Genomic DNA, 20,355 nt, shown 5'->3' with positions numbered 1-20,355 from the left:
CGCATTTGGCTTCCTGGAAGCCGACGTCAGACGCCACTTCGCTGAGGCCCCTCGAGCCCAGAAGCGGACATCCGTTCTAATTTAGGCAACTCTCCGTCCCCGCATAACGTCCGTGACCATGGCAACGTCACGTGAGGGCGGAAGACCAAAGAGCCGAGTATATTCGCGGCAGAACTGAGCCAGGCTCTGATAGCCCACCTCGAACGCCACCGAAGTGGCGTTGCCGGCGCCCGCGATGAGCTGCGAGCGCGCGCGGAGCAGGCGAATGCGCTTCTGGTATTGGAGCGGACTTAGAGCGGTGACCGCCTTGAAGTGGCGGTGGAAAGCAGAAACGCTTAATGCCGCCATGGCAGCAAGGGCCTCGACCCTAAGCGGCTTGTCGAAATTGCTCCGGATCCACCCTATGGCAAGATTGACGCGGGTGAGGGATGTGTCAGGCGTTGCGATGTCGCGCAGCATCCAGCCGAGCGGCCCCTGCGCTACACGAAAGAGAATCTCCCGCTCATAGGCCGGAGCCAATGCTCCGATCTCGTCCGGCTTGTTCAGCAGCCGGAGCATCCGCACCCAGGCATCGAGCAGTTCGAGCGTCGTTGCCGCGACCGAGAAGCCGCTATCATAGTGTGTGCCGTCATGCCTTGGTGGCATATCGACCAGCAGCGGCGCGAGCGCACCAAGGTCAAGAGTGAGGCTGACAGCAAGATAGGGCTCGCCAGATGACGTTGGATGCACCGTGCCCACTGCCGGCAGACCAATTGACATGACGAAATACGTCGCCGGATCATAGTGTAGCTTTCGGTTGCCCACCGTCATGGTCTTGCTGCCGCGCAGGATAAGGTTGATCATCGGCTCGTAGACGGTCGAGAGCTCGTGTTCGGGAACAGCGCCGTGCACCATGGCGACGCGCGGGATGCCGGTCTCCGTTCGCCGGTTCTGCGCCCGCGATGCCAAACGGACGAGTTCTGCCATCTGCTGCTGCATATCCGCTATGTGGCACAATGAGGCGGGCCAGAAAACTGAAAAGCAGGATTAGGCAAACTATTGGCAAGATCAGGTCGGCGCTGTCCCGCTCGCCGGCCTATCCCTCGGTCATTCCCTATCGAGGACAGAGCTATGAAGATCGTTGTTATCACCGGCGGCAGCCGCGGCATCGGCGCCAGCGCCGCGCGGGCATGCGCGCGTCGCGGCATGGGCGTCATCTTGACTTACAACAGCAGCCCGGAGGCAGCTGGTGACGTGGCCGCCAGTGTATCAAGGAACAGGGCGGCGCGGCCGTCGCGCTCCCGCTCGATGTGAGCGACATCTCCAGCTTTCCTGGCTTCCGCGCGAGCGTGAACGAAGTCCTTGGCGCTACCTGGGAGAGAAGCACCTTCGACTACCTGGTGAATAATGCGGGTTTCGGGCTCTTCAATCCCATCGTCTCGGTGACCGAAGCCGAGTTCGACGGGCTGTTCAAGGTTCATCTGAAAGCCCCGTTCTTCTTGACGCAGGCCCTGCTGTCGATGATGGCCGCAGGTGGCCACATCCTCAATCTTTCAAGCGCAACGGTGCGCGTAGCAACCGCCGGAGTTGCCCCCTATGCCGTGTTCAAGAGCGGTGTCGAAGCCCTGACGCGTTATATGGCCAAGGAGTTCGCAGACAGGCGCATTCGTGCCAACGCCATCGCGCCCGGCGTCATCCGCACCGACCTTGCAGGTGGACTTAACGATGAATTCGAGGCGCTGCTTGCCGAGCAAATCGCCGTTGGCCGCGTCGGCGAACCCGATGACATCGGGGAAGCGATGGCGAGCCTTCTTGCGGACGAGTGGCGATACCTCAATGGCCAAACGGTTGAAGTCGCTGGCGGCTATATCCTCTAGGAGACGGAAGGAACTTGCCCGTGTCGGCTGCAATCGAAATTACCACACTCCACCTCCGAAGCGGACTGACCGTCGCCGACTTTATCGCGGCAAATTCGGATATCGATGAGTGGATTCGGCGGCAGCCCGGCTTCATGGGGCGCCGCATCTGCGAACGAGAAGATGGTGCAATCATCGACATCGTCTTTTGGCAAACGGCCGATGATGGGCATCGTTCGGCTTCCGGGATCATGACGGCAATGGCCCACTCTCCCGTCCATGGCACCATCGACCACCGCACCGTCGAGTGGACTATCTCGGATGTACGCCACGCGGTTGGGACCATCTAATGCATGTCGTCCAAAAGTGCGCAGCGGTTTTGGGAAGACGACATGCATCAAAACAGAGACTTAAAGCGCGTCGCCTGAATCCGTTTCGACGCGACGCGCTTTAATGCTACGCCGCCACCTTGGCAGACCGCTCGCCCCGGTGACGAGCCAATGTCCCGGTCATCGCGGGCTTTCTTTTGAAATCGGCGTCGGGGACGGTCAAAGCTGGCCGTCCCTGATCAGCGCCGCCTCAGGCTATGATTTCGGCCAGTTCGATGAGGTTGCCGAACGGGTCTGCGAAGAAGGCGAGCTTGCGGCCGATCGCGTCGAGCTCGAAGGGCTCGGCTACGATAGTCACCCCGCGTGCCCTGAGCTCTGCAACACTTGCACCGATGTCGGCAACGTTGATGCAGAAGTGATGGTAACCGGCATAACGGAGACTATCCCCCAGGTCGGTATAGGCCGGCGCGTCGATCGGGAGCGGATCGCCGCCACCGAGCAGCTCAATCATGAAGTTATCATCGTTCGCGGGGGCGAGATAAGCGAGCTGCTCGTCGGCAAAGGGCCATTCATGCACGACGCGGAAATCGAGCTTCTCGACATACCAGGTCTTGGCGACAGCAAGGTCCCTGACACGCAACGCTACATGGTGCCCGCGCATGTCGGCAAAGGCGGAGTTGGTGTTGCGGGTGGGAAGGGCGAAGTTGGCCATTTTGGCTCCTCGAATTGTGCCGCCTGCGGGATTGCCTGCGGGGTGATGAGATATTGGCGCCGCTCCGTTCTTCTGATTAGCTTGAGAATATTCGAAACAATGCTGAGTGTGATTCAACAATGAGGGTGACCGAACTGGCCGAACTTGCCGCCTTTGATGCGGTGGCGCGGCACCGCAGCTTCCGGAAAGCGGGCGAGGAACGCGGAGTCACCGCCTCGGCTCTCAGTCACGCCGTCAGCAATCTCGAGGAGCGGATCGGCGTTCGCTTGCTCAATCGGACCACAAGAAGTGTATCACTGACCGATGCGGGCGGCCGCCTGCACCAGCAATTGTCGCCGGCCTTCGACGGGATCGGCTTGGCAGTCGATGGCCTCAATCAGTTCCGCGACACCCCTTTTGGCAAAGTACGGCTGAACGTTCCCAACTCCATTGCGCCATTCGTTGTCGGCCCGATCCTGCAGCCTCTGACGGCTGCCAACCGCAATCTTGAGATCGAGGTCGTCGCTACCGACAGGCTCGTCGACATTGCCGAAGCGGGATTCGATGCCGGCATCCGCTTGGGAGAGAGCTTGCGAGAGGGCATGGTGGCAGTGCGGATCAAGCCAAGGCTTCGACTGATCGTTATAGGCTCGCCCGCCTACTTCGCCGAGCGCCCCGTGCCTCAAACACCGCACGACCTTAAGGACGACCATGTCGGGATTCAGAACATGTATCCGAATGGCAACCGATATGCCTGGGGGTTCCGAAAGGGTAGTGTGAGCATCGACTACTGGCCTGCTGGTCCAATCTCTCTGGACGATCATGAGCTGATCGTCCAGGCGGCAAGGGCGGGCGCGGGTCTCGGCTATGTGTGGGAACAGCGCGCACAGTCGGCCTTAACTGACGGCAGCCTCATCCAATGCCTCGACGACTGGTGCCAACCGGAGGATTGGCTCTACCTCTACTATCCAAGCCGGAGAAACTTGTCGGCGGGACTGCGGGCGGTCATTGAAGCTATGCGCGTATAGACCAGCCCAATCCGGGAGCTGCCATCGAGCCAGTATCTGATGGTGGCGCTTCAGCGCGGATCCGCCAGCATCGTAGTCCTTGTCTGCAGGCAAGGCATCCGACGGAGCGCTCGGGCAGCCCGATCAGGACATCATACGACTTGAATCAACCCTCTCGCCCAGCGCCAATTGACCAGTCGCCGAAGCACAATCAGCGCGAGGTTTTGGTGAGATCGCTCCCGCACCTACTGCACTGCTTCGCAGGCCATGGCACAACCACAAAGCCTCGCATAAGCAAAGACTTTCCGCAGGTCGGGCAGGTGATCAGAAAAGAACGAATGCCGCCTATCAAGACCCACGCCAAGGCTAGTGGCACTACTACCGCGAACATAACTTGTGACGGTGCACCGAGCGCACTGAGTATGAGCGGGATTCCCCAGATGATCGCGAACATTGCGATAATCGTCCAAAACATGTGACGTCGGCCGGTCACATAGACGCTTCTGGCTTGCCCTTGATCCATGGCGACACAGTAGCGTGCGCCGTGCCGGCAGTCACGGCGAAACCAATTTGAGCTGCCGCACCTGTCGCAGCGCCGGGAACAGGTAGGCCCGCAGGTCGGTCTTCGCGCACGTGCGCTTCGCAATGACGCTCCCGTCGGTATCGGCGCAGCCGCGAATCTGTGCTAAGGCGCCGCCCGATCAATCAAAAGGACGACACCTGTGAACGAACCGACCGTGGCCGAGGCGACCGAAAATATCTATGCCTCACTCCGAGCCGACAATGCCGACATCGATGCACATATCGCGACACTCAAGGCCGCGCTGGCACGAGAGGGGAAAAAACAGGCGGTGTTCGATCCGGCCAGATTGGTGCAGAAGAACCGCTCCGGCCGCAAGTTGATGCAGGCCTATTTTCGGCAGCGCGGCGTCAGCGTGAGCTTTTCGGAGTAAGTCTGCTCCCGACCCTGTCTCATTGGTCGATGGCGTAGTGTGATTGGCCCGAGCGCAAGATCAGCGGCTTAGATCCAGAACTCGATCAGTTCCGGCTGTTCAAATGCCTCACCCGCCGCAGCGCCGGGAACAGCCAGGCCCACAATCCTGCGACCGCGACGGCGCCGATGCCGCCGATGACCACCGCCGGCACGGTGCCGATCAGCGCCGCCATGGTGCCGGCGCGGAATTCGCCGACCTCGTTGGAGGCGCCGACGAAGACCTGGTTGACGGCATTGACGCGGCCGCGCACCTCGTCCGGGGTCCAGAGCTGGATCAGCGTCTCGCGGATATAGACGCTGAACATGTCGGTGGCGCCGAGCAGGGCGAGTGCCACGATCGACAGCCAGGTGATGGTCGAGATGCCGAATAGCACCGTGAAGGCGCCGAACAGGGCGACGAAGCCCAGCATGATCTTGCCGGCATGGTCGCGGATCGGATGGCCGGCAAGCCAGATTGCAACGCAGATGGCGCCGATGCCGGGCGCGGAGCGCAATAGCCCAAGACCCCAGGGGCCAAGCTGCAGTATGTCGCGCGCATAGACCGGCAGCAGCGCCGAGGCACCGGACAGAAGCACGGCGAACAGGTCGAGCGAGATCGCGCCGAGCACGATCTTCTCGCCCCAGATATAGCCAAAGCCGGCAAACAGCGTCTGCATCGTCGGCTTGTCGGTGGCCGTCTGCTGGGCGGGCTTCGGAATGGTGTAGATCAGCAATGCGGCGGCGAGCATCAGGATGGCCGCGGTGGCATAAGCCACTTCGGCCGAAACGCCGTAGAGCAGGCCGCCGGCGACCGGGCCGACGATGGTCGCCGTCTGCCAGGCCGACGAGTTCCAGGCGATCGCGTTGGCGAAATCCTGCTGCGGCACGAGATTGGCGAACAGCGAGGACGAGGCCGGTCCGTAGAAGGCGCGGGCGATGCCGAACATCACCAGCACCATGAAGATCGGCAGCGGGCTGGTCAGACCGCGCAGCGTCAAAAGGAGCAGGCCCAACGCGCAGCCGGCCTCGATCAGCGTCGACAAGGTCATGATCAGCCGGCGGCCGAAGCGGTCGGCGACGACGCCGGTGACCAGCACCAGGAGCAGCGAGGGCAGGAACTGGACGATGCCGACAATGCCGAGGTCGAAGGGATCGCGCGTCAGGTCATAGACCTGCCAGCCGACGGCGACCGACACGATCATGGTGGCGAAAGTGGTGAGGAAGCGCGCCGTCCAATAGCTGAGGAACGGCCGGTGCCGGAACGCGGCGTAGCGCTGGTCGGGTGAAGTTGCTTCGACGATCATGATCTGAGGCCCCGTTGCGACAACGGCCGGCGGGGCACTTCCACGGTGGGCGCTGGTCCGGCCGGAACCCTTTAGCCCAGTTCGTCCCGCCTTGCGTGCAAAAAATCCACGCTGGATCAAAGAAAATCGAAAATTTCGGTTTGGATGAGAGGTTCAGTCCCGCAGCGCGGCGGAGACGGCTTCGAGCCCGCCGCGCAATTCCGCTTCCTTCGGCCAGCCGAAGCCGATGCGGAAGAAGCGTTTCGGCATCTCGAACCAGTGGCCGGGACCGACATAGGTGCCGTGTTTCTCCCGTAGCCGGCTGTAGAAGTTGTCGAGGTCGAAGCCGGCATCGACGTTGAGCCGCGGGAAGCCGACCACGCCGCCTTGCGGCCGCACCCAGTCGACCATCGGCTCGCCGTCGATCCAGGTCTGGACGATGTCGCGGCGCCTGGCCATTTCCGGCAGCAGCGACGCCAGGAAGACGTCGCGGCGCTCAAGCATGGTGCGGGCGATCGCTTCGTCGATGACGCTGCCGCAAATGCCGATCTGTTCCTTGGCGGCCAGGAATGTCTCCTGCAGTTCCGGATCCCGCGTCACCAGCCAGCCGACGCGGATGCCCGGAATGCCGAAGGCCTTGGACAGCGAGCAGACGCTGATGGCGCCGGGACTGAGCGAGGCCGCCGAAGGCAAGCGCGTGCCGTAGGAAAGGTCGCGATAGGTCTCGTCGACAAGAAGCCGGCAGCGGTGTCTCTCGGCAAGCGCGATCAGCGCGTCGAGGTCGCCGCGCGTCATCATCGTGCCGGTCGGGTTGTGCGGGCAGGTGACGCTGATCAGCCTGGTGTTCTGCCGCATCCCTGCCTTGACGCGTTCGATGTCGACGGCAAAACCCTGGTCGAAATCGAGATCGACATAGGAGATGGCGCAGCCGATCGCTTTCGGCGTCTCGATGTTGGTGGCGTAGTTCGGCCGCACGACCACGAGATGGTCGCCGGCCGACAGCAGCGCGGTGGCGATGATGAACAACGCGCCGGCCGCGCCCGCTGTCACCAGCACATCGTTGGGAGAAAGGCCTTCATCCTGCGCTGCGATCAGCGCGCGCAACTCCTTGTCGCCGCGATGCTCGCCGTAGAACAGCGTGAGGTCGGGCAGCGCGAGACCGATGTCGGAGAGCTTCTGGTCGGCGATCGAGCTTTCCGAGAGGTTGTAGCGGATGCGGTCGTAGCCGTATTCTTCCGGCGCTTCCTTCTCGATCACCATCCTGGCGTAGTTCACGGCCATTTCCCCCAAGTTCCGGCGGTATCCAAGCCACAAAAGCAGGAAGCCTGCCAAGGCGGATTCCTCGGCAGGCTTCGCAAAGGTACAGGCGGATGCCGTCTCAGGCCGGAGCCTTGGCCTTCCTACCCCTGGCGGGCTTCACCGGTTCTGGTTCCGCCTTGCGGCCAAGGCCGATCGACTTGGCGAGTTGCGAGCGCGACGCCGCATAGTTCGGGGCGACCATCGGATAGTCCGCGGGGAGGCCCCATTTGGTCCGGTAAGCCTCCGGGCTCAGGCCGAAATGCACGCCGATATGACGCTTCAGCGATTTGAACTTCTTCCCGTCCTCGAGACAGATGATGTAGTCCGGAGTCACCGAGCGTTTGGGATTGACGGCGGGAACAGGCGGGGGGGCGGCTGGCTGCGCCGGCTGGCTGATCCCGCCGATCGATGAGGCGACGCTGGCGATCAGCTCGCCCAGGCCCGAGGCGGGCAGGCGGTTTTTCGCGACATAAGCCGATACGATGTGAGCGGTGAGCTCGAGCAGGTCGACTGTGCTGGTGTCCTCGTCCACGTAGTCCCTCCATTTGTGCCGCAAGGCCGCGAAAAACGCGGTGTGTAATGTCAAAGCGCTGCGAGCGTTGTTTTGCGAATCCGAAAAAGGTGCTTGGCGCCGCAGGCCGGCGAATTCCTAGTCGGCAAATCTGCGCGACGCAATGATCTGTCGTGCATTTACACGCTATTTTGAACAATTATACTGAAATGTAACAATATCAGACGATCAGTGCCTTGTCGCGCCAAAGTCGAAATCCGCCCTCGAATGCGCGAGTGTTGTCGCCGCGCCTGGATTTTTCAGGCAATTCATCGAGCTTGTCGACATTGCCGCCGCCAATCACGACATAGTCCGGTTGCAAGGCGGCGCGAAGCCTGTCGACAACGTCGAAAACGTATTTGCGCCACCTTCTCTTCCCGCGCTTTACCAGGCCGCGCTCGCCGACATAATCCTCGAAACTGGCGCCCTTTTTGTAGGGCAGATGGGCAAGCTCCATGGGCTGGCCGACATTCTTGATGATCATCGCCGCGCCGAGGCCGGTGCCGAGGCCGAGGAAGAGCATGCGGCCGCCGTCATAGCTGCCGATCGCCTGCATCATCGCGTCGTTGACGAGCTTCACCGGCTTGCCGAAGGCGGCGGTGAAATCGTAGCCGTTCCAGCCCTTGCCGAGATTGAAGGGATCAAGCGACGGCTTGTTGTCGCTCACGGGGCCGGGATAACCCATCGAGATCACGTCGTAGTCCAGGCCCTCGGCAAGCTTCTTCACCGAAGCGACGACCTGCTCGGGAGTCAGGTTCGGCCCGGACGGGGTGCGGCGCATCTCGCCTCCGGCGCTGGTGAGGATTTTCACATGCGAGCCGCCGACATCGATGGTGAGCACGATCGGATCGCTGCCCGCCGCGGCCTTCCTTGTTGCCTTCGCCATCCCGTCCTCCCCAAAGCTACTTCGTCGGATTGATCCAGCCGTCGGGCGGGCCGAAGCCGTGCATGGCATCGGCCGGCCCCCAGGTCCTGGGCGCATAGATTGCCGGCGCCATGGTGTCGCCGAGCACCGGTCCGACGATGCGCCAGGCGAGCTCGGCCGCGTCCTGGCGTGTGAACAGCTGGCCATTGCCGTTCATGGCGTCGCCGATCAGACGCTCATAGGGCGGCATGTCGCCCTTGGTGTCGTCGAGCGCGGTCAATTCCACCTGCTCGCCGATCATGTCGTCGCCGGCCATCTTGCGCTGGGCGCCGATCGAGATCGCCACCTGCGGGTCGATGCCGAAACGCACGTAATTGGCGTCGCGCGGCTTGATCGGGTCGAAGACGTCGAGCGGCGGCCGTTTCAGCCGCACGATCACCTCGGTGGCGTGCACCGGCATGTTCTTGCCGGCGCGGATGAAGAAGGGCACGTCCCGCCAGCGCCAGGTGTCGACGAAGAAGCGCACCGCGGCGAAGGTCTCGACCGGCGAGTTCGGCCGGACCCCCGGCTCGGCCAGATAGCCGTCGAACTGGCCGCGCACGACATCGTCCCTGGTCAGCGTGCGGATTGCGCGCAGCACCTGCACCTTCTCGTCGATCAGGTCGTCGGCCGAGCGGCCGACCGGCGGTTCCATGGCTAAAAGCAAAAGGATGTTGAGCAGATGGTTCTCGATCACGTCGCGGATGCAGCCGACATCGTCATAGAAGCGGCCGCGGCCCTCGACGCCGAAATCCTCGGCCATGGTGATCTGCACGCTCTCGACGAAATTGCGGTTCCAGATCGGCTCGAGGAAGGAGTTGGCGAAGCGGAAATAGAGCAGGTTCTGGATCGCTTCCTTGCCAAGATAATGGTCGATGCGGAAGATCGACTGCTCCTCGAACACCAGATGCAGCACCCGGTTCAGCCAGCGCGCCGACTGCAAATCGTGGCCGAACGGCTTTTCCACCATCAGCCGCGCGCCGCGCGCGGTGCCGGATTGCTCCAACCCTTGCACGACAGTCTCGAACATGGTCGGGGGGACGGCCATGTAGTGCAGCGGCCGCTGCGCGGAACCCAGCGCCGTCCTCAGCTTCTCGAAGGTTGCGCCGTCGCGGTAGTCGCCGCTGACATAGCGCAGCAGCGAAGCGAGCTTGGAAAAGACCTTGTCGTCGACGGCGCCCAGCGCGGTGACGATGCCGTCGCGGGCGCGGTCCACCAATTTGGGAAGATCCCAGGGGTCGAAGGCGACGCCGATCACCGGCTCAGTCAGCGTCCCCTTGGCAACCATCTGGTAGAGCGCCGGGAAAATCTTCTTGTGCGCAAGGTCGCCGGTCGCTCCGAAAAGCACCAGCGTGTCGGACCTCTCCTGGCTCATGCCTTCCCTCCCCTCACGCGCCGGTCTTCGGCTTCTCGATATGGCCGCCGAAGGCATAGCGCATGGCGGACAGAAGCTTGTCGGCGAATTGGGATTCGCCCTGCGAGGAGAAGCGGTCGAACAGCGCCGACGACAGCACCGGCGCCGGAACGCCGGTATCGATCGCGGCCTTCAGCGTCCAGCGGCCTTCGCCGGAATCCGAAACGCGGCCGCCGAACTGGGCGAGTGCCGGATCGCTCTTCAACGCGCCGGCTGTGAGATCGAGCAGCCAGGAGCCGATGACGCTGCCATGCCGCCAGACTTCGGCCACGGCGGGCAAGTCGACGTCGAACTGATAATATTGCGGGCTTTCGAGCGGGCTGGTTTCCGCGTCCGCCGTCCGATCGCGTTTGCCGGCATTGGCCGACTTCAGGATGTTCATGCCTTCGGCGTAGGCGGCCATGACGCCATATTCGATGCCGTTATGCACCATCTTGACGAAATGGCCGGCGCCGCTGGGGCCGCAATGCAGATAGCCGAAGGGCGCCGTGCCGGCATCCTTGGGCGGATTGGCGCCGGCATCGGCGCCCGGCGCCAGCGTGGCGAAGACCGAATCGAGATGCTGCACCGCCTCGTCGGGGCCGCCGATCATCAGGCAGTAGCCGCGCTCCAGGCCCCAGACGCCGCCGCTGGTGCCGACATCGACAAAGCTGATGCCCTTGACCGCCAGCTTCGCCGCCTGGTCGACGGCGTCGTGATAGTAGGAATTGCCGCCGTCGATGATGATGTCGCCCGGCTCCATCAGCGCCGCCACCTGGTCGACGATCCTGCCGGTGATCGCGGCCGGCAGCATCAGCCAGGCGCAGCGCGGCTTGGCAAGCTTGCCGACGAACTCTTCCAGCGAGGCGGCACCCACGGCGCCGTCCTTGACCATGCCGGCGACGCTCGCCGAATTGATGTCGTAGACGACGCATTCATGGCCGTCGCGCATCAGGCGCCGCACCATATTGGCGCCCATCCGGCCCAGCCCCATCATTCCGATCTGCATGGTTTCATCCCGATTGCTTGAGGAAAGAAGAATTTACTGGCCAGCTTTGATCATGACGCGTCAATGCCGACGCTGAAGTCGACATTCTCCCAACGCATCGCATCGGGCCAGAAAAAAGTGAAGACGATTGCCGTTCCCGGCTGCAGGCCGGCGACGGCGAGGTCGACAATGTGAAGGCCGAAGGCATTCTCGATGGTCTTGCTATCCTGCACCGTCAGCCATTTGTCGCTGCTCCAGTGGACGACGCCAGGCGCCGTGAGCTCGACGCGCAGCGCCTTGCCGGCGGGAATGGAGCGGATCTTGTTGTTGAAACGCCACGTCCTGAACGGCGCAACGGTCCCGCCCTTGATGTAACGCTCGACGCCCTGCGGCGGCAGGTCGAAGACCGCGCCGTCGCGCAGCGAGCGCAACAGCTTGATGTGCTCGGCATGCGCCCAGACCAGCGGCATGGCGCTGCCGGACGGCGCACCCAGACGCAATTCGCGCTCCGGCATGTCGGGGCGATCCCAGACCTGCTCCGGCAGAAGGCCGCCCACGCCCGCCGAGCGTTCAAAGGTCTCAAGCAGTTGCGCCGCCTTGTCCTTGCGGCCGGCGGCCAGCTCATAATGGGCGCGCTCGCCGGCAAGCAGCGGCCACGGCCGGCCCTGGCCGGTGCCTTCGAAAGGCGATCCGTCCTCATGCTCGCCATAGCCGTCGCCGGTATAGCGGTACCAGAGCGGGCCTTGCGGCAGGTCGCAGCGCAAAAGCGCATCGATGGCTCTGACGGTGTTGACGATGCGCGGATCGTCCGCGGCTCTGAGACCAAAACGGACCAGCGCCAGCGCATCGGGGCTGACGATAGCCTCGGCCGGCTTGTAGGTGTCGGTCGGCGGGCGGTTCTTGATCGGCACGTAGCCATCCCTGGGCGAGGCGGCGCCCGCGTCGTCCGGCGGCGCGATGCGGACATAATAGCCCGCTACGCCCTCCTTGGCGCAAAGCCCGGTGCCGGTCACATAGGTCCAGCGCTCGATCTGGTCGTTCCAGCAGTCGGCGGTTTCACGCAGGTAATTTGCCGGCTCATTTTTGCCGAGGACATCGAGCATGTCGGCTGCGGCAAGCAGCGCCGCGATCTCGACGGCCAGCGTGAACGGGCTGTAGCCGGCATCCTCTTCCCAGCGGTCCTCACCGGTGACCGGGCCGTTGCGCACGACATAGGAGGCCGCGCTTTCGATCATCGGCAGGAAGTCGGCAAGCTTCGACTTCGGCAGATGGCCGGCGCGGCGCAGGGTATCGGCAAGCAGCAGCGGAAAGGCGCACTCGTCCATCTGGATGCCCGGCCAATAGGCGGTGCCGTCCGACCAGACATTCTGCGGCCAGTGGCCGTCGGGTTGCTGGATTGAGCGCAGATAGGTGAGGATCTGCAGCGCCTGCTTGCCATCACCGGCGGCCAGGAAGCCGCCCGCCGTCTCGACCAGGTCGCGCGGCCAGACGAGGTGATAGCCGCCGAGATCGTCGTCACCCTTGTTGAATCCCCAGGGGATCGACAGGCTGGCGACGGCGGCGCCGGGCCTGGCGATCGACAGATGCGTTGCCAGCACCGCGCTGCTGACACGGTAGGTGTTCAGCCCGGAGGCGGCCTGGCGATCGAGCTTTTCCAGTCCCGCCTGGAATCTTCGCCAGTTTTCGGCATAGGTTTTGGCAGCCGGCTCGAAACCCTGTTTCAGGCTTGCCAAGGCAAGGTCGGCGGCTTCTTCCGGCGAAACGCCGAAGCCGAGCGCCAGCAAGGCGGTGTTCCTACCGGACACAAAGCCGATCTCACCGGCCAGCGCGACATTGCCATCTTCGGCCACCTGGCAGGAAGGATCGAGCGCGCCGCGGTCATGGAGGTGCTGCCAGCCGTCGGAAAAGCCGACATAGCCGGCCGAGCAGGCACCCCAGGTCAGCGAGGAGGCGAGCGCGAGCGAGACGCCGCGTCCGGTGGCGAAGAGAATGCGCTGCCCCTTGTGGTCGCCGATCCAGGCGGTGTCGCCCATGCCGGCGTTGACGAGATGCGGCGCCAGCAGTGCGTAGACACGGTAATCGGCCGCTGCGCCCTTGAGCGCGGTGAAACTGGTTTCCTGCAGCAGGACAGGTCGTTTTGGATCCGTAACGATGCGTTTCTCAATCCGGTAGGCGCTATCGGAAGCGGTGTTGGTCAGCCTGTAGCCGGGAACCCCGTCCTCGAACGGTTCGACGGTATGGACAGCGTCGCGTTTCTCTTCGGAAAAATAACCGCCGGGGCCGGTGACGATCAGCCCGAGGTCGCGCGTGCAGGCGCTGTCGAGGCGGGGATAATAGATCTCGTTCAGAATGCCGTGACTGATGGTGAACCAGAGCGGGCTTTTTGCCGAAAGCGCGGTGCCGACGCCACTTTTGGCGCTTGACGTCCATCGCGCCGGGATTCCAGGCGCGCCTTTAGCAACGGTCGGCGTCACTGCCATCAAATTCTCTCTCCTGCCGCGTTCCTAGACCAGGAGTCGCCGTCTTTTCAATCGTCGCACCGCAAGTTGATCGAGTGGCTTGAATGCTTTGGGGTTGACAGCTTGCGGTTCCTCTAAATTTGTCTGACAATAGATAAAAAACAGGGAATTCGCGCTACCACTATCCATTAAGACAGCAACCTCGGGAGGAACTGACATGAAGAAATTGCTCGTATTGAGTGCATTCGCGGCGATGCTGGCCTCAGGCACCGCGCTTGCCGACACCAGCGGCAAGAAGATCGCCTTCTCCAACAACTATGCCGGCAATTCCTGGCGCCAGGCGATGCTCGACAGCTACGGCATCGTCACCAAGAAGGCGGTCGACGACAAGGTCGTCGCCGCGGCGGATGTCTTCACCACCGCCGACAAGGAAGTGCCGACCCAGGCCGCGCAGGTGCAGAACCTGATCCTTCAGGGCTATGACGCCATCGTCATCAATGCCGCCTCGCCGGATGCGCTCAACGGCGCCATCAAACAGGCCTGCGATGCCGGCATCGTCGTCGTCTCCTTCGACGGCACTGTCACCGAGCCCTGCGCCTATCGCGTCGTCGTCGACTTCAAGGACATGGGCAAGCAGGAAGTCGAGCACATGGCGAAATTCCAGCCCAAGGGCGGCAACCTGCTCGAAATCCGCGGGCTGGCCGGCACCTCGATAGACGATGCCATCCATGCCGGTATCCTCGAAGGCGTCGCCGCGCATCCCGAGTTCAAGATCGTCGGCTCGGTGACCGGCGACTGGGACCAGACGACGGCGCAGAAGGCGGTGGCGACCATCCTGCCGTCGCTGCCGGAGGTCGTCGGGATCGTCGACCAGGGCGGTGACGGCTATGGCGCCGCGCAAGCCTTCGCCGCAGCAGGCAAGCCGCGGCCGACCATCATCATGGGCAACCGGCAGGACGAGTTGAAGTGGTGGAAGGAGCAGAAGGAGAAGGATGGCTACCAGACCTGGTCGGCCTCGATCGCGCCCGGCGTGTCGACGCTCGCCTTCTGGGTGGCCCAGCAGGTGCTCGACGGCCGCAAGGACGTGCCGCACGATCTGCTGGTACCCTATCTCGCCTTCACCCAGGACGATTTCGAAGCCGCGCTGCCGAAGATCAAGGAAGGCGGCGTCGCCACGCACGAATACACCCAGGAAGACGCCATCGCGGCCATCAAGGCCAACATCAAGCAATAGCGGTGGGCCCATTGCAGCCCGCATCGCCAACCGGATAAAGTTGAGGATGCTCCAGGCTATTGCTGATATCGTCAGACTGAACGGCGCCGAAAAACATTTCGGCGCCGTTCGAGCCCTGAATGGCGTCGACTTCCATGTCGGCGCCGGCGAATGCGTCGGACTGGTCGGGCACAACGGCGCCGGCAAGTCGACGCTCATGCACATGGTGGCCGGCACGCTGCGGCCGGATGGCGGGCAGATCGCGGTGCGCGGCAATCAGGAGGCGAGCTATTCGGTGGCGCGCGCGCTTGAGCTCGGCATACGCTGCGTGTTCCAGGAGCTGTCGCTCTGTCCCAATCTCAGCGTTGCCGAGAACACCCGCATCAACCATCCATCGCTCGCCGGTTTCGGCTGGCGGCGCAGGGCGGCCGACCTCATCCGCGCCAAGCTCGATGAGATCTTTCCGGATCACGGCATTGCGGCGGACGACATTGCCGGTGATCTCTCGATCGGAAGGCGGCAGATGGTCGAGGTGGCGCGCGCCTTCACGCTGACCAGCGAGCCGCTGCATCTCGTGATCCTCGACGAGCCGACCTCCTCGCTCGACGCTCACACGGCAGGCCAACTGCTTTCATTCGTCCGCCGCTTCATCGAGAACGGCGGCAGCTGCATCCTGATCTCGCATGTGCTGGGCGAGGTGCTGCAGAACGCCGACCGCATCGTGGTGATGCGCGACGGCAAGGTGGTCGTGGCCGACGCCGCTGATGTCTTCGACCGCGACAGACTGGTTGCCGCCATGGGTGGTGCCGAAGGACATCAGAGGGCTGCTGCCGAGACCCCGAAGACCGAGCCCGGCGCGCTCAGGGTGCGGGCGCGTCCGGCCAGGCAGCAGGACGGCAAGGAGCTTGTCGCCCGCGCCGGCGAGATCATCGGCCTTGCCGGGCTTGCCGGCCATGGCCAGACCGACTTGCTGCTGGCGATCTTCTCGGCCGCCTCCCGCGCCAGGCCCGGCATCGAGGTGACGGCGCCGGTGGCGCTGGTCGCGGGCGACCGCCAGTCGGACGGGATCTTCGCGCAATGGTCGATCGCGCAGAACATCGGCATCCGCTCACTGGCCCGGCTGCGCAACGGCCTGCTGATCTCGCCGCAGCGCGAAGCGGAGCTCGCCGAATTCTGGAAGAAGAAGATCGGCATCCGCACGCCGGACATGAACAACAACATCTATTCGCTGTCGGGCGGCAACCAGCAGAAGGCGCTGTTTGCCCGCGCGCTCGGCTCCGACGCAAAAATCGTGCTCATGGACGATCCGATGCGCGGCGTCGATATCGGCACCAAGCTCGAAGTCTACGACCTCGTGCGGGAGGAGGCCGCCAAGGGCCGCACCTTCCTCTGGTACACAACCGAGACCGAAGAGCTCGACAATTGCGACCGCGTCTATGTGTTCAAGAACGGCCGTATCGTCGCCAATCTGCGGCGCGACGAGCTGACGGAGGAAAAGATCATCCAGTCCTCGTTCGGCGACGCGGCCTGAAATGACGGCGATCGCTCCCGGCACGGTCCCGAAAGCCTCGCCGCGCGGCAGCGCGGCCAGGGCGCGTATGCTGCGCGGCCTTTTGCCGGCTTTATCGCTGGCGCTGGTGCTGATCGCCATCGCCTGGCTCAACCCGCGCGCCATCAGCTATTTCGGCTTCAACCTGATGCTGAACCTGGCGATCCCGATCGCGCTGGCGACGATCGCGCAGATGTTCGTCATCGCCGGCAATGAGCTCGACCTGTCGATCGGCACCTTTGTCGGCTTCGTCGGCTGCGTCACCGCGACATGGCTGAGGGATACGCCGCTCATCGGCATTTTCGTGCTGCTGGGCTCGATAGGCGTCTATGCGCTGCTTGGCGCGCTGATCCATCTGCGCAACCTGCCGTCGATCGTGGTGACGCTCGGCATGAGCTTCGTCTGGCAGGGGCTGGCCATCCTTGTCCTGCCGAAACCCGGCGGCAAGGCGCCGGCCTGGCTGCTTTCGATCATGTCCTTCAAGCCGCCCTACATCCCGTTCCCGATCCTTGCGGCGCTGCTTATTGCCGTGGTCGTGCATTTCGGCCTGATGCGCACCTCCTACGGCGTCATTCTGCGCGGCTCGGGCGGCAATGCGGCGGCGCTCAGGCGCGCCGGCTGGTCGCTGCTGCGCACCAAGGTCGCACTCTTCGCGCTGACCGGGCTGTTCGGCGTGCTTTCCGGCATGGCGCTGATCGGCATCACCACCTCGGCCGACGCCAATATCGGCAACGGCTACACGCTGCTTTCGATAGCCGGCGTCATTCTGGGCGGCGGCGAGTTCGTCGGCGGCCGCGTGTCGCCGATCGGCGCGGTGCTCGGCGCATTGACGCTGGCACTGGCCGCCTCGCCGCTCTTGACCTTCATGCACATCCCGCCCGACTGGCAGGTCGCCGCCAACGGCGCGATCCTGATCATCGTGCTGGCGGCACGCGTTCTGATCAGCCGCAGGGAAAGGTAAGCGATGACCTCGGTGCGGACATTGCTTGAAAAGCCCTGGATCTGGTCCTTCGTCGGCGCGCTCGTCGTCTGGCTGGCGACTGTCGCTTTCACCGGTGGCTACGGCGGCGGCGGCATGGTGACGGCCGCCCTTTCGCTTGCCGTCTTCACCGTCATCGTCGGCGTCGGCCAGATGTTCGTCATCACGCTCGGGCCCGGCAATGTCGACCTGTCGCTGCCGGCCAATATCGGGCTGGCAAGCGCGGTCGCGATGAAGGTGATGGGTGGCAGCGATGCCATGATCGTCGTCGGCCTGCTCGCGGCACTCGCCTGCGGGGCGGCGATCGGCACCATCAATTATCTGTTGATCTGGGCACTGCGCATCCCGCCGATCATCGCCACGCTGTCGGCGAGCTTCGTCATCCAGTCGGTCGACATCAGCTATGGTCGCGGCCTGCAGATCAAGCCGCCGCCTGGCTTCGCCGACTTCACCAACTGGCAAATTTTAGGCATTCCGGTGCTGGCGATGCTGACGGTGGTCTTCACCATCGGCGCCGCGCTTGCGCTGCAGCGCATGATCTACGGCCGCTCGGTGCTGGCGATCGGCCAGAATATCCGCGCCGCCTGGCTCGCCGGCGTCAATGTCGGCCGCATCCGCTTCCTCACCTACACGCTGTGCGGGGCGCTGGGCGGCATCGACGGCGCGCTGCTCGCCGGCTATTTCCGTGGCGCCAATGTCGATATCGGCAACGAATATCTGCTCGCCTCGATCGCCGTCGTCGTCATCGGCGGCACCTCGGTGGCCGGCGGCAAGGCCAACGTGCCCGGCGTCTGGGGCGCCGGCCTGTTCCTGGTGCTGCTCCTCACTATGCTCAACACATTCGGCGTCAGCGCCGGCGTGCGGCTGGTGCTGACGGGGCTGATCATCGTCGGGGTGATCACGGCGGCCGGCGGCGAGAAGGCGGTGCGGTGAGGTTTTCGCGCGTCATCTCCCGGTAAGGCGAGAGTCTCGCCCTATTTAGCGGCCTTGGCCCGCGCGATCGCGTCGACGATCATCTTCTTGGCATATTTGGAATCGTGCCAGCCCTCGATCTTGACCCATTTGCCGGGTTCGAGATCCTTGTAATGCTCGAAGAAGTGCTGCACCTGCTGGCGCGTGATGTCGGGCAGATGCGTGTATTCGGTGACGTTTTCGTAGCGCAGCGTCAGCTTGGGCGAGGGAACCGCGATCACCTTCTCGTCCTGGCCGGCATTGTCTTCCATGATCAGCACGCCGATCGGCCGCACATTGATAACGCAGCCCGGCACCAGTGCGCGGGTGTTGCAGACCAGAACATCGATCGGGTCGCCGTCGCCCGACAGCGTGTGCGGCACGAAGCCGTAATTGCCGGGGTAGCGCATGGAGGTGTGCAGGAAGCGGTCGACGAACAACGTGCCGGCCTCCTTGTCCATCTCGTACTTGATCGGTTCGCCGCCGATCGGCACTTCGATGATGACGTTGATGTCGTCCGGCGGATTCTTTCCGATGGCTACCGCTTCGATACGCATGGCGTGGTCCCTCTCTCGATTCCAAGACCGATAGCGGGCGAAGCGTCATGGTGCAATGCGGCGAATAGCAATGAGCGCTAATGGAAGCGCACAGTTTGTGATGGGTTGTAACCTGACGCAGGCCGCCGGGGCGATCCCCGTCATTTCCAGACGAAAGCGACCTTCTTCAGCGCCTTCTGCTCGAAGACCTCGACGCCTTCGGCGACATCGCGGCCGCCATTGCCGGCATAGAAGGCCAAGGCATTGTGGTTGTCTTCAAGAGCCCATACCACCAGGCCACGCAGACCATGGTCGGCCAGGCGGGCCTTCGCCGCCTTGAACAGGCGGCTGCCGAGCCCGATGCCCTGATATTCCGGACGCAGATAAAGCTCGTAGATCTCGCCCTGCTGCCTGAGTTCCTTGGCGCGATTCTTGCCGATCGTGGCATAGCCGGCGACCGTCCCGCCGATCTCGACCACCAGCACCGTGGCCGCGCGGCGAATCGCGTTGGCCCACCAGTCGGGGCCGCGGCGATTGATCATCGAGGTCAGCGTCCGATGCGGGATGATGCCCGAATAAGCGCCGCGCCACGCTTCCTGATGCACTTCGGCAATAGCGCTCGCATCGCGAGGCTCGGCTTTGCGGATGTCGATGGTCAGCGTGTTCATGATTGCTTAACCATAAACCCACGTCGTGCGCTTGCAAAGAGTCCGCTCTGCTCCATCGGTGATTTCGCACAGGCGAAAGCCGGGCCGCAGACGCGGCGCCTTGTCAGATTTCGACGAGGTGGTCGTCGAGCTCGTTGGTGTCGCCTTCGGTTACCGGAAAATGCTCGGCGAGCACGGCGCCGATCGCACCGATCGCCTTGATGAAGCCGTCGGCCAGCCGGTCGTCTCCGGCATGTTTTGTAAGGTCGCGCACCACGCCATCCCAGACATGCTGGTCGACCCTGGCGTTGATGCCAGCGTCGGCGACGACCTCGGCATAACGCTCGGCGATCGAGACGAAGACGAGCACGCCGGTGCGTGCCTGGGTGCGGTGGACGTTGCGCGCCAGGAACTGCTTCGTCGCATTGGCATGCGCCGCCTGGTAGCGCAGTCTTCGCGGCACGAAATGAATGCGCAAACCCGGCAGCAGCCAAAGCAGGACGAGCACGGACGCCAGCGCCAGCAGTTGCGCCAGCACGAAATGCGGCAGCCGGATGGTCAGCCACCAAGCCTCCAGCCCATAGGCGACGGCGAGGCTGGCGATGAACAGGCCGAGTGTCGCGGTGAAGGTGGCCGGGAACAAATAGCCGTCGCTGGCATGCGCAACGACACAGTAGATCTCGCCGTCGGTCTTCAGCTCGGCCGCGCGGATCGCCTCGGCGATGCGGTCATGATCCTCGGCGCTGATCGATCGCGTTGCCATGATGCC

General features: G+C 63.5%; 19 protein-coding genes and 1 pseudogene. 8 read left to right on the top strand and 12 right to left on the bottom strand.

All coding sequences use genetic code 11. The annotated features are described in order from the left end of the window. Window positions 1-81: 81 nt before the first annotated feature. Window positions 82-978, bottom strand: a complete 897-nt coding sequence (locus RFM68_RS12155; RefSeq protein ID WP_320233216.1) for an AraC family transcriptional regulator — start codon at window positions 976-978, stop codon at window positions 82-84. Between the two features lie 132 nt (window positions 979-1,110). On the opposite strand from RFM68_RS12155, the pseudogene RFM68_RS12150 reads away from it, so the two are divergent. After that, window positions 1,111-1,856 (top strand): annotated as a pseudogene (locus RFM68_RS12150) (SDR family NAD(P)-dependent oxidoreductase). Window positions 1,857-1,876: 20 nt separating this feature from the next. After that, window positions 1,877-2,185, top strand: a complete 309-nt coding sequence (locus RFM68_RS12145; protein WP_320233215.1) for a hypothetical protein — start codon at window positions 1,877-1,879, stop codon at window positions 2,183-2,185. A 229-nt stretch (window positions 2,186-2,414) separates the two neighbouring features. Here RFM68_RS12145 and RFM68_RS12140 read toward each other — a convergent pair whose 3' ends face one another. Further along, window positions 2,415-2,876, bottom strand: coding sequence for a VOC family protein (locus RFM68_RS12140; RefSeq protein ID WP_320233214.1), 462 nt, complete (start codon window positions 2,874-2,876; stop codon window positions 2,415-2,417). A gap of 119 nt (window positions 2,877-2,995) precedes the next feature. Here RFM68_RS12140 and RFM68_RS12135 point away from each other — a divergent pair, with 119 nt between their 5' ends. Then, window positions 2,996-3,883 carry a LysR family transcriptional regulator gene (locus RFM68_RS12135; protein ID WP_320233213.1) on the top strand — a complete coding sequence of 296 codons (888 nt, stop codon included), beginning with the start codon at window positions 2,996-2,998 and terminating at the stop codon, window positions 3,881-3,883. A 701-nt stretch (window positions 3,884-4,584) separates the two neighbouring features. Then, window positions 4,585-4,815, top strand: coding sequence for a hypothetical protein (locus RFM68_RS12130; protein ID WP_320233212.1), 231 nt, complete (start codon window positions 4,585-4,587; stop codon window positions 4,813-4,815). A gap of 85 nt (window positions 4,816-4,900) precedes the next feature. Here the strand turns inward: RFM68_RS12130 and RFM68_RS12125 are convergent, their stop codons facing one another. The 7 genes from RFM68_RS12125 to RFM68_RS12095 form a co-directional block, all read right to left on the bottom strand. After that, window positions 4,901-6,139 (bottom strand): MFS transporter, encoded by a 1,239-nt coding sequence (locus RFM68_RS12125; RefSeq protein WP_320233211.1) that lies wholly within the window; start codon window positions 6,137-6,139, stop codon window positions 4,901-4,903. 153 nt (window positions 6,140-6,292) lie between these two features. After that, complete coding sequence (locus RFM68_RS12120; protein ID WP_320233210.1) at window positions 6,293-7,393, bottom strand: aminotransferase class I/II-fold pyridoxal phosphate-dependent enzyme; 1,101 nt, start codon at window positions 7,391-7,393, stop codon at window positions 6,293-6,295. A gap of 103 nt (window positions 7,394-7,496) precedes the next feature. After that, window positions 7,497-7,949 carry a Ros/MucR family transcriptional regulator gene (locus tag RFM68_RS12115; RefSeq protein WP_320233209.1) on the bottom strand — a complete coding sequence of 151 codons (453 nt, stop codon included), beginning with the start codon at window positions 7,947-7,949 and terminating at the stop codon, window positions 7,497-7,499. 199 nt (window positions 7,950-8,148) lie between these two features. Next, window positions 8,149-8,853, bottom strand: coding sequence for an ROK family protein (locus RFM68_RS12110; protein ID WP_320233208.1), 705 nt, complete (start codon window positions 8,851-8,853; stop codon window positions 8,149-8,151). A 16-nt stretch (window positions 8,854-8,869) separates the two neighbouring features. Further along, a complete protein-coding gene (gene zwf / locus RFM68_RS12105; protein ID WP_320233207.1) occupies window positions 8,870-10,246 on the bottom strand; it encodes a glucose-6-phosphate dehydrogenase in 1,377 nt (458 codons plus the stop codon). A 13-nt stretch (window positions 10,247-10,259) separates the two neighbouring features. Further along, window positions 10,260-11,273, bottom strand: coding sequence for a phosphogluconate dehydrogenase (NAD(+)-dependent, decarboxylating) (gnd, locus tag RFM68_RS12100; protein ID WP_320233206.1), 1,014 nt, complete (start codon window positions 11,271-11,273; stop codon window positions 10,260-10,262). A 50-nt stretch (window positions 11,274-11,323) separates the two neighbouring features. Further along, the gene (locus RFM68_RS12095) at window positions 11,324-13,732 is read right to left on the bottom strand and encodes a glucan 1,4-alpha-glucosidase (protein ID WP_320233205.1); all 2,409 of its coding nucleotides are present in this window, start codon (window positions 13,730-13,732) and stop codon (window positions 11,324-11,326) included. 196 nt (window positions 13,733-13,928) lie between these two features. On the opposite strand from RFM68_RS12095, the gene RFM68_RS12090 reads away from it, so the two are divergent. From RFM68_RS12090 to RFM68_RS12075, 4 genes are read left to right on the top strand one after another with little or no spacing between them, the layout of a single operon-like run. After that, the gene (locus RFM68_RS12090; RefSeq protein ID WP_320233204.1) at window positions 13,929-14,945 is read left to right on the top strand and encodes an ABC transporter substrate-binding protein; all 1,017 of its coding nucleotides are present in this window, start codon (window positions 13,929-13,931) and stop codon (window positions 14,943-14,945) included. A 46-nt stretch (window positions 14,946-14,991) separates the two neighbouring features. Beyond that, a complete protein-coding gene (locus RFM68_RS12085; RefSeq protein ID WP_320233203.1) occupies window positions 14,992-16,455 on the top strand; it encodes a sugar ABC transporter ATP-binding protein in 1,464 nt (487 codons plus the stop codon). A gap of 1 nt (window position 16,456) precedes the next feature. Continuing rightward, complete coding sequence (locus RFM68_RS12080) at window positions 16,457-17,434, top strand: ABC transporter permease (RefSeq protein ID WP_320233202.1); 978 nt, start codon at window positions 16,457-16,459, stop codon at window positions 17,432-17,434. A gap of 3 nt (window positions 17,435-17,437) precedes the next feature. Then, window positions 17,438-18,385: an ABC transporter permease gene (locus RFM68_RS12075; protein ID WP_320233201.1), complete on the top strand. Its 948-nt coding sequence runs from the start codon at window positions 17,438-17,440 to the stop codon at window positions 18,383-18,385. Between the two features lie 41 nt (window positions 18,386-18,426). Here the strand turns inward: RFM68_RS12075 and ppa are convergent, their stop codons facing one another. The 3 genes from ppa to RFM68_RS12060 form a co-directional block, all read right to left on the bottom strand. Continuing rightward, complete coding sequence (ppa, locus tag RFM68_RS12070) at window positions 18,427-18,960, bottom strand: inorganic diphosphatase (RefSeq protein ID WP_320233200.1); 534 nt, start codon at window positions 18,958-18,960, stop codon at window positions 18,427-18,429. 140 nt (window positions 18,961-19,100) lie between these two features. After that, window positions 19,101-19,607: a GNAT family N-acetyltransferase gene (locus RFM68_RS12065; RefSeq protein ID WP_320233199.1), complete on the bottom strand. Its 507-nt coding sequence runs from the start codon at window positions 19,605-19,607 to the stop codon at window positions 19,101-19,103. A gap of 103 nt (window positions 19,608-19,710) precedes the next feature. Then, window positions 19,711-20,349, bottom strand: coding sequence for a TPM domain-containing protein (locus RFM68_RS12060; protein ID WP_320233198.1), 639 nt, complete (start codon window positions 20,347-20,349; stop codon window positions 19,711-19,713). Between the last annotated feature and the right edge of the window lie 6 nt (window positions 20,350-20,355).

Source organism: Mesorhizobium montanum (assembly GCF_033977145.1).
Taxonomy (GTDB): Bacteria; Pseudomonadota; Alphaproteobacteria; order Rhizobiales; family Rhizobiaceae; genus Mesorhizobium; species Mesorhizobium montanum.
The sequence above is the reverse complement of the archived record's forward strand: the minus strand, read 5'-3'. Positions and strand labels throughout refer to the sequence as shown.